This is a genomic window from Methylobacterium sp. JK268, from assembly GCF_054052225.1.
The window spans coordinates 138,736-153,535 of record NZ_JBSVZN010000010.1; the positions used below are offsets into that span (position 1 = coordinate 138,736).

Here is a 14,800-nt window from a genome sequence, read left to right on the forward strand (position 1 = left end):
TTCCGTGCAGGTTCTGAAAGCCGTCGAGGTTCCCTTCCCGTTCGACGCCGTGATCCGCAAGCGCGGCGGCAGGGAGCTTACCCGTGCCTTCTATGCCTGGGCGTCCGCCACGGTGCCGGTCGTAAGGGATGTCGAGGCACCGGTGATCCTGCTGGCGAGGGGCGTCAGGACGGCCCGCGACCGGGAGCCTCATGGCATCGCGTGGCGAGCCTGGCGTGGCCACCACTGGCGGCCCGTGCTCGATGACCTGGGCAAGCCTCAGTTGGTTGACGCTGAGGATTTCACCTGCGACCCGCCGCGGTCCGGCCGGAGCTACAGGTGGATCGACCATCCCTGCGGCCTGCGGTTCGGCGAACGCTTCGTCAGCGGCCCCGACGCGCTGGGATTCTGGTCGTGCGAGACCGAGGATTTCCTCCTCAAGTGGGACCGGGTCGTGGGCGGCAACCGGGGCGAGGCCGCAAGCCTCGCGACGGCGGTGGCAGCCGAGGAAATGGCCCAGATCGACGGGGTGCTCCACAAGCGCGCCGAGTTGCCGATGTGGTCCCTGGGGTGGAGCCAGGATCTCGACGTCTACGACGGGGAGGTCTCCCTCGTCGTGCCGGATTTCGGGGGGCGGGCGCCTCCGTCACTGGGCCTGGTGCCGCTGACGCACCTCGACCTGGCCAAGCAGGCGGCCGAGGGGCTGGTGCGCTACGGCGGCGGTGACCCGCGTCTCGCGAAGCCGCCCGACCCGTCGTCCTCCGTGGAGGTCGTCGGGACCGTGAACGCGGACGAGGCCGTGGTCCACACCCTGCTGCATGCGCGGGAGATGTTCGATCTCGTCTCGGCCGGGAAACCCTACGAGGCGGAGCCTTCGGTCGGGCCGGCGTTGGGCCGCATGCGCGACAGCCTGGATCGCCTCCGCGAGGCCCCTGTCGCCGACCGTGCCCACCATTGCGGCCTCGCCGTCACCGCCATCGGCCGCGCCTTGCAGGCCATGGAGACGGATGCACGGCCGCGTCGCGACCTGATGGCCATCCTCACGCCGCCGATCCGGGTCGCCGACCGCTGCAGGAATCGCCCCTGGGGCGACCCCGAGGAGGCGGAAACCCCGGGCCCGGGCCGCTGACGTTGCGAACCACCGCCCGCGGGCGCATCTCCGGCGTCGCGCGCTAATGGGGTGCAGGGCCCTGGACGTCGCGGGATTACGGGGTGGGACGCGACGCGGTTTTGGGGTGGGCCCTGACCTTCCGGCCAGGGACTTAACAGGCCCTCAGAACCGGGTAATGGGGGTCAGTACAGTTGCGGTCCGGCGCCGATGGCTCGGCCCACGTCATGTCCGCCCGCCGTCGGCTGCTCACGCATCCGTTGCACGGTTGCGACACCCGCCCACCATCACGGGAAACCTTGCTCAGCTAATCCCCGGCCTTGTGGTGCCTGATGCCCCGACCGGGCATATTCGGGAGCCACGACCACCAAGCCCCCGAACATGACGAACGTGAACGACGCCTGGATCGGCAACCTCGTCCGGCACTGGCGCGAGGACCCCGGCGCCTCCTACCGGACCTGGTTCCTGTGGGATGAGCGCATCAAGAACTTCCGCTCGATCCGGCGCGGCATCCAGGCGGTCATCGACGAGATCCGGGCCGACACCTTCGGCAACGCTTACCGGGGCTCGTCGCTGGAGACCGTCGTCGCCTCCATCGCCGAGCAGCGCCAGGTGTTCAGGGGCGCCGACCACGCCTTTCTCTGGAAGCCCAAGCTGCGCATCCCCGACATCTACGAGGACCGGACGAACCAGCTTGCCTTCGGGCGCTTCCTCGACACCTGCCTGTGCTGCAACGCCGAGGCGCAGGTCCTGGCGGCCATCCGAACGCTCGACCAGTCGCGCATCAAGGGGCTCGGCCCGGCTGCGGCGAACCTGCTGTACTTTCTGCACCCGACCGTGGCTCCCCCGTTCAATACCGCCATCGTGAAGGGCTTCAACGCGCTCACGGGCGCCAACGTGAAGCTCGGCAGGTGGGACGAGTACCTTGCGATGCGCCAGGGCATCCTGGCCCTAAACGCCGCCCACCGGGCGCTTCTGTCGAACGACCTCGGCGCCGTGGCCGGCTTCCTCTTCGACGTCGGGTCGGGGCGCTACCCGCTTCCCGAGCGTGATGCCACCGCGGCGCTGGAGCGGTGGCGGGAGGATCTCGAACGCGTGCGGGCGGAGGCGGCCGGCGCGGCCTCGAAGGCGGCACTTGCCGCGAGCGAGGCCGACCACACCCACACCGAGATCCAGGGCTGGCTGCGGGACCTCGGGCTCGCGCTCGGTTTCGACGTCTGGGTCGCCTCGAACGATGGCAGCCGCCCTTACGCGGGCGGAAGGCTGTCCGACGGCTGCCTCGACCGGCCTCCGGAGCGCCTGACCGCGAACGGCTCCGCCGAGACCGTCCGTCTCATCGACGTGATCTGGTTGGACAAGGCCAGCCGCGACGTGGCGGCGGCCTTCGAGGTCGAGCACACGACGAGCATCTACTCCGGTATCGTGCGGATGCTAGACCTGGCGCTCGGCGTCGAGGGCGGCACGGCCCGCAATTTCTTCCTCGTCGCGCCCGACAACAGGGAGGAGGACGTGCGGGCGCAGTTCGCCAGGCCGGCCTTCTCGCGGGTGAGCGAGTTGGACCTCCGCTACCTGCCCTACAGCGAGTTGCGCGGGCATCGCGAAACCATCGCGCGCTTCGGAACGGGCCTCAAGGGGGTGCTGGCCATCGCGCGGCCGGTCGGTGCACCTCGGTGAGCCCCGGGCCTCGCGCAGCCGTGGCCGCGTCGGCCGAGGCGCCCTGACAGGTTCGCCCCGGGCGCTCGGCACAGGCCTTACGGTGGCCGACACGGGCTCGGTCGGCGGGGCGGTCCCGTGCCGCCCGCGACGGGCGCGGCGTTCCGATTGGCCGGGCCGCGGCGGAGCCGGTCGTGGTGCCGGAATTGTACACAGGTTTTACCCGCACACGTGAGGCCGCGTTCACTTGGCCGTGCACTGATCGCCCCGACGTTGTCCGAGGGCGCTCGATGCGATTTCCCGACGAGTGCACGAGACCAGGGGCGCGCCGGCGTTCATCCACGGCGAGCCGCTCGGGCTCGCTGCCCATCCGCACACTCGCATTCGTGCTCTTCGTCTGCGCCGCGCTGATCGCGGTCGAGGGGTGGCGCGAGTGGGCGACCCACGACGCCGAACTGCGCAACGCCGGCAGCGACGCCGCCAACCTCGCCCGCTCCCTCATCCAGCACGCCGAGGACACGTTCGAGATCGCCGATGCCGTCCTCCTCGGCATGGTTGAGCGGTTGGAGACCGATGGAACCGGCCCGGCCAACCTCGAACGGCTGAACCGATTCCTGGAACAGCGCGTCGCCAACCTGCCCCGCCTGCGAGGGCTCTACGCCTACGCCGAGGATGGTCGGTGGCTGGCAAGCTCGCTGGCCAGCATGCCGGCGAACGCCAACAACAGCGACCGTGCCTACTTCCGGCACCATCGGGAGACGCGGGAGCGTGTCGCCTTCCTCGGCACACCCGTCCGCAGCCGGTCCGGAGGGCAGTGGATCCTGACCCTCTCCCGCCGCTACGAGCACCCGGACGGAAGCTTCGCGGGCGTAGTCCTCGCGACCCTCGACGTCGCGTCCTTCCATGAGTTCTACGCGCGGTTCGACATCGGACCCCGGGGGTCCATTGCCTTGCTGCGGCGCGACGGAGCGATGCTGGCGCGCCATCCGCACGACGAGCGCCTTCTCGGCCGCGACTTCTCGAAGGGCCCGCTCCTCCGGGACGGGGTCGCCGACGGCCAGGGCGGGACCAAGCGGTACGTTTCTCCCGTGGACGGCGTCGACCGGGTGAGCGGCTACGGAGCGGGGGTGCGCTTCCCGCTGGTGCTCGTGGCCGCGTCGGCCGCCACCGATGCGCTTGCCGATTGGCGCACCCAGGCGGCATGGCGCCTCGGCGGGACGCTGGCGTTGGCGGCCCTGGTCGGACTCGTCGGCTGGCGCCTCGCCCGTCAGGCCCGGCTCGGGCACCTCGCGGAGGCGGCGCTGGCCGCGAGCGAGGCGAAGTTCCGCATGCTGGCCGAGCACTCCTCCGACATGGTCACCCGAACCGACGCCGAAGGTAGGTGCCGGTACGTCTCGCCGGCTTCGGCACGCCTCCTCGGTTGGGCACCTCACGAAATGGAAGGGCGCCCCATGCTGGCCGACGTCCATCCCGATGACAGGCCGGCGCTTGAGCGCGGCATCGCCTCGCTGCGGGGAGGGGAGAGGACAGAGGTGGTGCTCGCCTACCGCACGACGCACCGCGACGGACGGGAGGTCTGGATCGAGTCCTCCGTGCGGATCTCGCCCGACCCCGTCACCGGGGAGCCGGACGGCGTGGTCACGGTCTCCCGTGACATCGGCGAGCGCAAGGCGTCCGAGGCGAGGCTCACGGCGTTGGCGAGCACCGACGGCCTGACAGGCCTTGCCAACCGCCGCCGTCTCGACGAGGCCATTCCAACCGTTCTGCACGAGGGCGCGCAAGGGGAATCGCCCGTTTCCGTGCTCCTCATCGACGTCGACCACTTCAAGGCCTTCAACGACGGCTACGGGCACCAAGCCGGTGACGAGTGCCTCCGGCGCGTGGCTCAGGCCGTGTCCGCCGCGGCGCAGCGGTCGGGCGGGCTCGCCGCGCGCTACGGCGGCGAGGAATTGGCAATCCTGCTCCCGGCGACGGGCCAGGGGGCGGCCATCGACACGGCGGAAGGCGTCCGCCGTGCGGTCGAGGCGCTCGCCTGCCCGCACCGCGGCAACTCCGCGGCGCCCGTGGTGACGGTGAGCATCGGGGTCGCGACGGCCTCGCCGGCGTCAAGCGACCCGGCACGCGCAAGTCCGTCAGCCCTGGTGGAGGCCGCCGACGCCGCCCTGTACGACGCAAAGCGTCGGGGGCGGAACCGCGTCTCGTCGGCGCCGCTCGCCTCTGATCCACTCACGAGGGCGGCATAGACCGGAGCTCATTCAGGGTAGCCCAGCCCGATGCTTGATCGATCTACCGGCGTGGATGCCGCGCGAGCACAAGGTGCCCATATCGGGGCATAGTCGAAAAAAGCTCCTGGACCGAGCGGGGCTCGGAGCCGTGGCAGGCGGCACGTACGGCGGGACCGAACGGGAACACGGGCGGCTCATCGGCCCGCTCCGGGAGCAAGCCTAGGATGCCTGTTCCCCGGCGGGCCATGTCTTCCTGACCTGGCTCCTGCGCGGCCGGCTCCCGAAGGACTAGAGACACATTCGGGCGCACCGGGTCGCGCGACCCGCAACCGGATACCCCATCGGGGTTCCTTGCCCAGCATTTCGCTCGCGAACCCCCATCCTCAGTCCTCATCGCCGCAGCGGCGTGCGACCGGAGCCCGCCGGGACGACCGCGCTCGGAGCAGGAGACCGGCGCTGCGTCATACCGTCTCGTGCCGGCGCCATGATGAAACGACGCCGCGGATCAGGGGTTGGATGGCAACCTACCCTGTGGGGGTATAATCCGGCGCGCATCCCAGCCGGGTCGGCTCCCCAATCCTTTGCTCATCGGCGGAAGGACACGCCTCATGACGCATCGCCCGCACCATCAAGTCCCTGGGAACGACTTGGACGTACAGGACGATTTCGGCGATTACCGCCTGTACATTGGCGGGCACGGTGCCGATGCCTATTCCGGCACCGGCCGCATGGACATCGCGTTCGGGCGGGACGGGAGCGATTACCTCGCCGGCCGAGGCCAGGATGACGACCTGCAGGGCGGCAAGGGCAGCGACATCCTCCTGGGCGGCAGCGGCATGGACCACCTCGACGGAGGCAAGGGCAACGACGTACTGGTCGGCGGCGGCGGCGATGACGGCCTCCGGGGCGCGCAGGGCGGCGACTACCTCAACGAGGGCATGGGCCACGGTGACCTTGAGGGCGGCCCCGGCAACGACGTCCTGACGGGCGGCCCCGGCGGCGACGCCTTCGTGATATCGCCCGACAGCGGCGACGACGTCATCACCGACCTCTCCGCCGGACCCGGCATGCTGGACCACCTCGCGGTGCGAGGCATCGCCCCCGAGGACCTGCGGTTCGATGAGACATCCGCGGGCGTGAGGATCAGTTGGGACGTTGCGGAAGGCGAGGGTTCGGTCCTGTTGCAGGGTGTCCATAAGTCCGACCTCGCGCAAGACGACTTCATGTTCACGGACGACCGACAGGTCATTGCGCCGACCGATCCAAATGCGACCCATGTCTCCACGGAGATTAGCAACAAAATCATCGAACCGGACGATGTCTCCCCCCCGAGTGCAGGGAGCGACACCGGCTCGGACGATGCCTTCCGCTTCGACGAGTTCAACGTGAGGGAAGGATCAGGGCACGGCGACACTTTCCAGGGCACGGACGCGTGCGACTACTACTTCGGCCTGGGCGGGAACGACAACCTGTTCAAGGCGGAAGGAGACGACGACCTGCGCGGCGGGGATGGCAACGACGTGCTCGTCGGAGGAGCCGGGCAGGACCACCTCATGGGTGAAGCCGGGAGGGACAAGCTCTACGGCGGCAGCGAGGCCGACAACCTGATGGGCGGCGACGGCGAGGATGAACTATACGCCGGCACGGGACATGACATGCTCGACGGCGGCAAGGGCGACGACATCCTCAACGGCGGCGATGGCGCCGACGCCTACATCGTGAGACCCGACAGCGGCAACGACGTCGTCACCGCCGGCTTCGATGCGGGGCCTGGCGCCTTCGACCACATCGCCTTCGAGGGCGGGATCACGCCTGATCAAGTCACGATCACCCAGGGCACCTCGCCGACGCACACGGACGGGCACACGGGCTTGCTGGTCAGCTGGCAGACGGCCGAGGGCAGCGGCTCGATATTCCTCGAAGGTCTGTCCAAGAGCCAGATGGCCCAGGACGACTTCATGTTCAGGGCCGACAACGGGACGCAGGCGCTATTCACGAAAGACCCGACGATCACCACGGAGGGTTCCGAGTACATCTTCCGGGGGCCCGAGACCACCGCGGCCGGCGATCCGAACCACACCTACTAAGCCACGCAGGCGTCCACGGCCGTTCCCCGGGCGTCCCCACGGGCGGCCGAACCGGCCGCCCGTCGCGACAAGTCCTTGAGGCCGCAGGAACGTGCTGCCCAAGGGCCCTTCCTTCGTCAGGACCGCCGAGATGAGCCACGTCGGGAGTTCGTTCAGCTTGCCCGGGCACGAAGCGGGCAAGGACGAGGAGGGGGGGCTGCTCCGCGGGACCGGTACCGCGCTCCTGGCGGTCGGCCTGCTGAGCGCGCTCGTCAACCTCCTCTACCTGACCGGCTCGCTGTTCATGCTGGAGGTGTACGACCGCGTCCTGCCGAGCCACAGCGTTCCCACGCTGCTCGGCCTGGCGACCATCGCGCTCGCCCTCTACGCGTTCCAGGGCCTCTTCGACGTCTTGCGCAGCCGGCTGCTCGTCCGGGTTGGCGCCACAGTGGAGCGGTCCCTCGGACGACGCACCTACGAGGCCGTCGTGCAAGCGCCGCTGACCACCGCGCGGCAGGGCGACGGCCTGCAGCCGCTCCGCGAGCTCGACCAGGTCCGTGCCTTCCTGTCGAGCCCGGGCCCCGCCGCCCTGTTCGACCTGCCCTGGATCCCCCTCTACCTCCTGCTCTGCTTCGCCTTCCACGCCTGGATCGGGGCGGCCGTGCTCGGCGGCGCGCTCCTCCTGGTGGTAATCACCCTGGTGACGGACCTCCTGACGCGGCGGCCTTCGAGGGCCGCAGCCGCCGCGGCGAGCCAGCGCAACGCCCTGGCGGAGGCCGGGCGCCGCAACGCCGAGGTGTTGCGCGCGATGGGTATGGCGGCGCGCACGGGCGACGCCTGGGACGAGGCGAGCGAGCGCCACCTTGTCGCCCAGCGCCGCGCTTCCGACGTCTCGGGCGGCCTCGGCGCGGTGACCAAGGTCGCGCGGCTCACGCTGCAGTCGCTGGTGCTCGGCATCGGCGCCTACCTCGTGATCGAAGGCGAAGCGACGGGCGGCATCATGGTCGCCAGTTCCGTCCTCGTCGGCCGGGCGCTCGCACCGGTGGAACTGGCCGTCGCCCACTGGAAGGGGCTCGTGGCCGTGCGCCAGGGCTGGAGGCGCCTGAAGGCATTCCTCTCCCTTTTCCCGCGTCGAGCCGTGGGCGTCGCCCTGCCGCCGCCGCGCGAGGGCGTCCGCGTGGAGGCCCTGACCGCGGCGGCCCCCGGGGCGGACCGTCCCCTCGTCCGCGACGTCACGTTCGCCCTGCGGGCAGGGGATGGCCTCGGCATCATCGGCGCGAGCGGTTCGGGCAAGTCCTCGCTCGTCCGCGCGCTGGTCGGGGTTTGGCGCCCCCTGCACGGCTGCATCCGCCTCGACGGCGCCACCCTCGAACAGTGGACGCCGGAGGCACTCGGCCGGCACGTCGGCTACCTGCCGCAGGACGTCGAGCTCTTCGCCGGCACCGTCGCCCAGAACATCGCGCGGTTCGACCCGGGCGCATCCTCGGAGGACATCATCGCGGCCGCGCGCCAAGCCGGTGCCCACGACCTCGTGTGTTCCTTGCCGGAGGGGTACGACACGCCCATCGGGGAGGGCGGAGCCGCCCTTTCGGGCGGGCAGCGCCAGCGCGTCGCGCTCGCCCGGGCGGTCTACGGCGACCCGTTCCTGGTCGTGCTCGACGAGCCCAACTCCAACCTCGATGCCGAGGGCGAGGACGCGCTGACCCGCGCGATCAGGGGCGTCCGCTCCCGCAGGGGCATCGTGGTCGTCGTCGCGCATCGACCCAGCGGCCTCACGGGCGTGGATCACGTGCTCCTCATGGCGGAAGGACGCGCCCGCGCCTTCGGGCCGAAGGACCAAGTCCTGTCCGCGCTCAAGCGGCCGCCCGCCCGCGCGCCGTCGCGGCAGCCCAGGCTGCCCCGGGTGGGAGCCGGCGAACTCGCCTCGGTCGGGGAGCGGCCGGTGCCGCTGAGGGTGGTGGCCGACGCGGACGCCACCCAGGGAGAGGAGGCCACGGCGTGAGAGCGTCACCCACCTGGGACATCCGCCGCTCCGTCCGGCGTCACGTCCTCCTGAGCCTCTCGGCCGCGGCGCTCCTGACCGGCGGCCTCGGGGGCTGGGCGGCGACCACCGAGCTCGCCGGCGCCGTCGTCGCTCCGGGCACGCTGGTGGTCGACTCCTTCGTCAAGAAGGTGAAGCACCCCACCGGCGGCGTCGTGGGCGAGCTGCGCGTACGGGACGGGGACGTGGTACGGGCCGGGCAGGTGGTCCTGCGCCTGGACGAGACGGTCACCAGGGCGAACCTCTCCGCCATCGACAAGAGCCTTATCGAGTTGACCGCGCGGCAGGGGCGCCTGGAGGCCGAGCGCGACGGGGCCGCTCAGGTCGGGTTCCCGGCCGCCCTGCGGGAGCGGGGCCGCACCGAGCCCGAGGCCGGCAAGGTCGTGGCCGGCGAGGCGCGGCTGTTCGAACTCCGCCGGGAGGTCCGTGCAGGACAGAAGGCGCAGTTGAAGGAAAGGACGGGGCAGCTTCGCGAGGAGATCCAGGGCCTGACGGGGCAGGTCGCCGGCAAGAGGCGCGAGATCGACCTGATCAACCGCGAGCTCGAAGGCGTGCGCGAGCTCTGGCGCAAGAACCTCGTCCCGATCCAGCGCGTGACCGCCCTCGAACGCGACGCCGCCCGCCTGCAGGGCGAACACGGGCAGCTCGCCGCATCCATCGCGCAGGCGAAGGGAAAGATCTCGGAGACCGAGCTCCAGGTGATCCAGGTGGACCAGGACCTGCGCAGCGAGGTCGCGAAGGAGCTGGGCGAGGTGCAGGGGAAGATCGCCGAACTCGTCGAGAAGCGCGTGGCCGCCGAGGACCAGCTTAAGCGCACCGACATCCGGGCCCCCCAGGACGGGGTGGTCCACCAACTCGCCGTCCACACCGTCGGCGGGGTGGTCACCCCGGGGGAGCCGATCATGCTGGTCGTGCCGCGGGCCGATACCCTCGTCATCGAGGCCAAGGTGACCCCGAGGGACATCGACCAAGTGCAGCGCGGGCAGGCGGCGCTGCTCAGGCTGACGGCGTTCAACCAGAGGACCACCCCGGAGGTCGAGGGCACCGTCAGCCTCGTCGCCGCCGACCAGATCACGGACGAGAAATCGGGCACGAGCTACTTCAAGGTCCACGTCGCGCCCAGGCCCGAGGCGCTCGCGCGGCTCAGGGGAGTGAGGCTCGTGCCGGGGATGCCGGCCGAGGTGTTCATCCGGACCGGCGAGCGGACCGTGCTGTCCTACCTGACGAAGCCGCTCAACGACCAGGTCAGAAGGGCGTTCAAGGAGGATTGACGCCGACGCCCCGGGCGCCACGTCGCCGTGGCTCCCGGATGTGAGGGAGAACCCTGGGCGGGAGCCGCCGGAAGGAGAGGCGAATGGAGCGGATGCCGGCGCAAAGCCCGGTCCTCGGTGACTTCGGCTTCGTGGCCCTGGTGCTGGTCATGGCCGTGGGCCTCGCGTTGCTGGCGGTGGCCGCCTTCGCGCGCGCGCCGGCTCGGACCGTCCGCGCGCGCCCGGCCTGGGCGCAGTTCCGCTTCGGCTACGCGGTCTACGCGCTCATCTTCCTCGCCTTCGACATGGAGATGATCTTCATGTATCCGTGGGCGGTCGTCTTCGCCGACATCGGCGTGAGCGCCTTCCTCGACATGCTGGTCTTCATCGTGCTCCTGTCGGCGGGCATCGCCTACGCCTGGGGCATGGGTGGGTTGCGATGGGAGTAGCGGCGGCCCTGGCGGTCCTCGCCGCCCTGCTCGGGGGGGCCGCCCTGACCCTCGTGGTCGAGCGCGCTTTCGTTCGCGCCGGCCGGGAGTCCGGCCCGGCGGAGGGGGCCGACCTGCGGCACGCCCTCGAATTGCCCAACGCCGACCGGTGGCTGCTGCCGGCCGGCCCGGTCGTGGCGCTCGCCGGCGTCGCGCTCGCGATGGTGGTGCTGCCACTCGGCCCCGGGCTGGTCGGGCGCGATCTCGGCATCGGTCTCTTCTACGTCATCGTGGTCGTCGATTTCGTGGTGCTCGGCCTGGCCCTCGCCGGCTGGGGCGCGAACACCCCCGAGGGGGTCGAGGCCTGTTACCGCATCGTCGCCCAGCTCGTCGCGTACGTCGTGCCGCTCGGGCTCGCCTACGTCGGCGTGGTCATGATGGCCCGTTCGCTGTCGACCGTGGCGGTGGTCGACGCACAGCGTGGCCTATGGTTCGTCGTCCTGCAGCCCCTGGGCTTCCTGCTCTACGTCGTCACCGGGCTGATGCAGTCGTACCGCGCCCCGTTCCTGGAGCCGTTCGCGGCCTCGCTCGGTGGCGGCGTGCTCGGCGTCGCGGGCGGCTGGTCCGCGTTCGCGTGGCGGGTCGCGCTCGCCGGCGTGCTCCTGGTCGTGGCCGCGGTCGGGGCGGTGCTCTACCTCGGAGGCCCGTCGGGCCCCTGGCTCCCGGGATGGGCCTGGATGCTGACCAAGACCTACGGCCTGATGGCGCTGATGCTCGGGCTCGGGCGCCTCGTCCGCCCGCTCTCGACGGCGGAGACGCTGGCGCTCTCCTGGAAGGTCCTCATCCCGCTCGGCCTCGTCAACGTGCTCCTCGTCGGCGGCCTGATCCTCCTCGGAGTGGGACCCGGCGCATGATGGCCTCTTTCGAGATCATTGCCTTCGGGGCCTGCTCCTTCGTCGCCGTCGCAGGCGCGCTCGGCATGGCGACGACCATGAGCATGTTCCGCTCCGGCATCTTCCTGATGGCATCGTTCATCGGCGTCGCCGGCCTGTTCATCCTGCTGTCGGCCGACCTGATCGGGCTGCTCCAGGTCATGATGTACATCGGGGGATTCCTCGTCATGATCCTCTTCATGGTGCTGGTCATGCACGATCCCGGCGGGGCGATGATGGCCGGCATGGACCTCTCCCCGCTGGAGCGCTGGTTCAGCAAGGGCCTGACGCTGCGCAAGGCCGCGGGCGCGGGACAGGGCGGCCATGGGCACCGCGAGGGCCGCCATGACGGCGGGAACAGTCACGGCGGCCACGCCATGGCGCACGGGGAGGGCCACCGCGGCCACGCACAGGACCACTCGGGCGCGGCCATGCCGCACGGCGCCTCCGACGGGCATGCGGGGCATGCGGATCAGGGACACGCGCACGCCGGACACGGGCACGGGCACGGGCACGGGCACGGGCACGGGCAGCACGGGCACGGCGGCATGGACATGTCCATGGTGACGCCCGTGCGCCCGCTCGCGGCATGGCTCGCCGTCGCCGCCGGGACGGTCCTCGTTGGCATGCTGGTCCTGCGGCCGGCCTGGCCCGTGACCGACGCGGTCCCGGACCCGGACTCGGCCCAGCGGATCGGCCACCTTCTCATGGACAAGTACATGGTCGCGTTCGAGGGCGCGGGATTCCTGATCCTGATCGGCATCTTCGGCGCCGTGCTGCTTGCCCGGCCCTCGACATACCCGGACGACGCCTCGCGCGAGGCAAGGGTCGCGCTCGACGCGAAGCCCGAGGCGATACGGGACGACCGCTTGGCACCGCTCGCGGGACCGGGAGACGAGGCGGTCGAGCCGGATCACCGTGGGCGCGACCACGCTCACGAGGGCCACGTCTGATGACGGTACCGCTCACCGCCTATCTCGTCGTCGCCGCGGTCCTGTTCGCCATCGGCGTCTACACCGTCGTCGCCCAGCGCTCGGCGGTCATGGTCCTGATGGGCGTCGAGGTGCTCCTCAACGCCATCGGCCTGAACGCCATCGCGTTCTGGCGCTTCACCGCGCCGGGCGACTACTCCGCACAGATCCTGGCCATCCTGGTCGTCACGGTGGGAGCCGTCGAGATGGCCATCGGGCTGGCCCTCGTGCTGCTCCTCTACCGTCAGCGCCGGACCGTCGAGGTCGACGCCTACACCGACCTGAACGGATGACCGCGCTCCTCGTCATCCCCCTCCTGCCGCTCCTGGCGGCCGGCACGGCCCTCGCCGCCGGCCGGCGCCTGCCTTGGGGAGGCGGCGGACTCGTGGCCGCCGGGGTGGCCGGCTCCCTCGTCGCGCTCGCGCTGGTCCCGACCGGGGCGACCATGTCCGCGACCTGGTTCGAGAGCGGTGGCCACCGCTTGACGGTCGGGCTCGCGGCCGATCCGCTCAACCGGTTCGTCGCGGCGGTCGTTGCCGGGGTCGCCCTGTGCGTCGTCGCCTACGCCATCGGCTACATGGCCGGTCGTCGCGACCAGCCCCGCTTCTTCGCCGAGCTCGGGATCTTCGTGGGCGCCATGCTGGCCCTCGTCCTGGCGAACTCCCTCGTTCTCCTGTTCGCGGCCTGGGAGATGGTCGGGCTGGCGTCCTTCCTGCTGATCGGCTTCGAGTACGCCGCGCCCGAGGCGTCGGCAGCCGCCGCCAAGGCGTTCCTGATGACGAGGACCGGCGACGTCGGCCTCCTGCTCGGATGGCTGCTGGCGCTCACAACCGTCGGAACCACCGACATCGACGCCATCGCCGGGGCCGTCGAGGCCGGACGGGTCGCGCCCGGCGCGGTGACCGCGATGGCGCTCCTCATGCTCGCCGGCGCGGCCGGCAAGAGCGCCCAGTTGCCGCTCTCCGCATGGCTCCCCGACGCCATGGTCGGGCCCACGCCGGTCTCGGCCCTCCTGCACTCGGCCACGATGGTCGCCGCGGGCGTGTTCCTCGTCCTGCGCCTCGACGCGGTTTTCGCGGCGGCCCCGCTCGCGATGGCCGCCCTGTTCTGGGTCGGTGCGGCCACGGCGGCCTTCGCGGCGCTCGTCGCGACCGCCGAGGCGGACCTGAAGCGGGTGCTCGCGTGGTCGACCTGCTCGCAACTCGGCGAGATGATGGTCGCGCTCGGCCTCGGCGGCGCCCGCGCCGCGGCCTTCCACCTCGCGGCGCACGCGGCCTTCAAGTCCACCCTGTTCCTCGCGGCGGGCATCGTGCAGGAGCGGGCGGGCACGCGCGCGCTCGACCGCCTCGGCGGCCTCCTCCGCACCTTGCCACTCGCGGGCGCCGCGTTCCTCGTCGCGGCCCTCGCGCTCGCCGGCGTTCCGCCGCTCTCCGGCTTCTGGAGCGAGGATGCGATCCTCGCCGTCGCGTCGCGACACGGTCCCGGGGCGGGGGCGCTCGTCGTGGTGCTCGTGCTTCTCGGCGGGACCTACATCGGCCGCGCGGGGGCCGCGGCCTTCCTCGGTCCGCGCCGCGGCCCGACGGAGCCCGGCGAGCCCGCCTGGACGATGCGTGCGGCTACGCTCGCGCTGGCGCTCGCCGCGGCGGGGCTAGGCTGGCTGCTGGCCGGCCGCCTCGACGCTTACCTGCCATTCGGGACAGGCCCCGGGGCGGAGGTCGCCTGGAGGAACCTCGGCATCGCGGCCGGCCTCCTGGGCCTCGGGATAGGGACCGTCAGGGGAAGGGACGGATCGCCCGCGCTCGGCCCGTGGCCTGGTCGGCTCGCCGCCGGGCTGTCGGCGGCCACGGCGGCCCCGGCGCGCTGGACGACGTGGCTCGCGCGGCGCCTCGGGCCCGTGGAGGACGCGCTCGACGCGGCGGCCCGGGGCATCGCCGGATGGACGTGGAGCGCCGGCGAGGAGGCCGGCCGCGCCGAGGCGCGCGGCTTCGCGCGCCTGGGGGACGGACTCGCTGCCTGGCTGGCCGCCGGGGGCGAGCGGCTCCGCACGCTCCAGGCCGGCCGCCTGTACCTCTACACGCTCGGCCTGTTCGCCTGGGCCACGGCCGCCCTGGCGGCCGGCGCCCTCCTGCTCTGGCCCTGAACCCGAG

11 protein-coding genes are annotated in these 14,800 nt (G+C 71.5%); all 11 read left to right on the forward strand.

All coding sequences use genetic code 11. The annotated features are described in order from the left end of the window. Positions 1-4 precede the first annotated feature (4 nt). The 11 genes from ACW9J6_RS12990 to ACW9J6_RS13040 all read left to right on the forward strand — a co-directional run bounded on the left by ACW9J6_RS12990 (position 5) and on the right by ACW9J6_RS13040 (position 14,793). On the forward strand, positions 5-1,108 hold the full coding sequence (locus ACW9J6_RS12990; RefSeq protein WP_457116899.1) for a hypothetical protein: 1,104 nt from the start codon (positions 5-7) through the stop codon (positions 1,106-1,108). A 360-nt stretch (positions 1,109-1,468) separates the two neighbouring features. Then, a complete protein-coding gene (locus ACW9J6_RS12995) occupies positions 1,469-2,761 on the forward strand; it encodes a type II restriction endonuclease (RefSeq protein WP_457116900.1) in 1,293 nt (430 codons plus the stop codon). A gap of 269 nt (positions 2,762-3,030) precedes the next feature. Beyond that, positions 3,031-4,983 carry a diguanylate cyclase gene (locus ACW9J6_RS13000; protein WP_457116901.1) on the forward strand — a complete coding sequence of 651 codons (1,953 nt, stop codon included), beginning with the start codon at positions 3,031-3,033 and terminating at the stop codon, positions 4,981-4,983. Positions 4,984-5,573: 590 nt separating this feature from the next. Next, on the forward strand, positions 5,574-7,052 hold the full coding sequence (locus ACW9J6_RS13005; protein ID WP_457116902.1) for a calcium-binding protein: 1,479 nt from the start codon (positions 5,574-5,576) through the stop codon (positions 7,050-7,052). Between the two features lie 130 nt (positions 7,053-7,182). Beyond that, complete coding sequence (locus tag ACW9J6_RS13010; protein WP_457116903.1) at positions 7,183-9,033, forward strand: type I secretion system permease/ATPase; 1,851 nt, start codon at positions 7,183-7,185, stop codon at positions 9,031-9,033. Then, on the forward strand, positions 9,030-10,343 hold the full coding sequence (locus tag ACW9J6_RS13015) for an HlyD family type I secretion periplasmic adaptor subunit (RefSeq protein ID WP_457116904.1): 1,314 nt from the start codon (positions 9,030-9,032) through the stop codon (positions 10,341-10,343). The genes ACW9J6_RS13010 and ACW9J6_RS13015 overlap by 4 nt, the downstream gene beginning before the upstream one ends. A gap of 83 nt (positions 10,344-10,426) precedes the next feature. Further along, entirely contained in the window at positions 10,427-10,771 is a 345-nt protein-coding gene (locus ACW9J6_RS13020; protein ID WP_457116905.1) for an NADH-quinone oxidoreductase subunit A, read from the forward strand. Then, positions 10,762-11,664: an NADH-quinone oxidoreductase subunit H gene (locus ACW9J6_RS13025; RefSeq protein ID WP_457116906.1), complete on the forward strand. Its 903-nt coding sequence runs from the start codon at positions 10,762-10,764 to the stop codon at positions 11,662-11,664. Before ACW9J6_RS13020 ends, ACW9J6_RS13025 begins: the two co-directional genes overlap by 10 nt. Continuing rightward, a complete protein-coding gene (locus ACW9J6_RS13030) occupies positions 11,661-12,635 on the forward strand; it encodes an NADH-quinone oxidoreductase subunit J family protein (RefSeq protein ID WP_457116907.1) in 975 nt (324 codons plus the stop codon). Before ACW9J6_RS13025 ends, ACW9J6_RS13030 begins: the two co-directional genes overlap by 4 nt. After that, positions 12,635-12,946, forward strand: a complete 312-nt coding sequence (nuoK, locus tag ACW9J6_RS13035; protein ID WP_457116908.1) for an NADH-quinone oxidoreductase subunit NuoK — start codon at positions 12,635-12,637, stop codon at positions 12,944-12,946. The genes ACW9J6_RS13030 and nuoK overlap by 1 nt, the downstream gene beginning before the upstream one ends. Further along, positions 12,943-14,793, forward strand: coding sequence for an NADH-quinone oxidoreductase subunit 5 family protein (locus ACW9J6_RS13040; RefSeq protein WP_457116909.1), 1,851 nt, complete (start codon positions 12,943-12,945; stop codon positions 14,791-14,793). The genes nuoK and ACW9J6_RS13040 overlap by 4 nt, the downstream gene beginning before the upstream one ends. Positions 14,794-14,800: the final 7 nt, after the last annotated feature.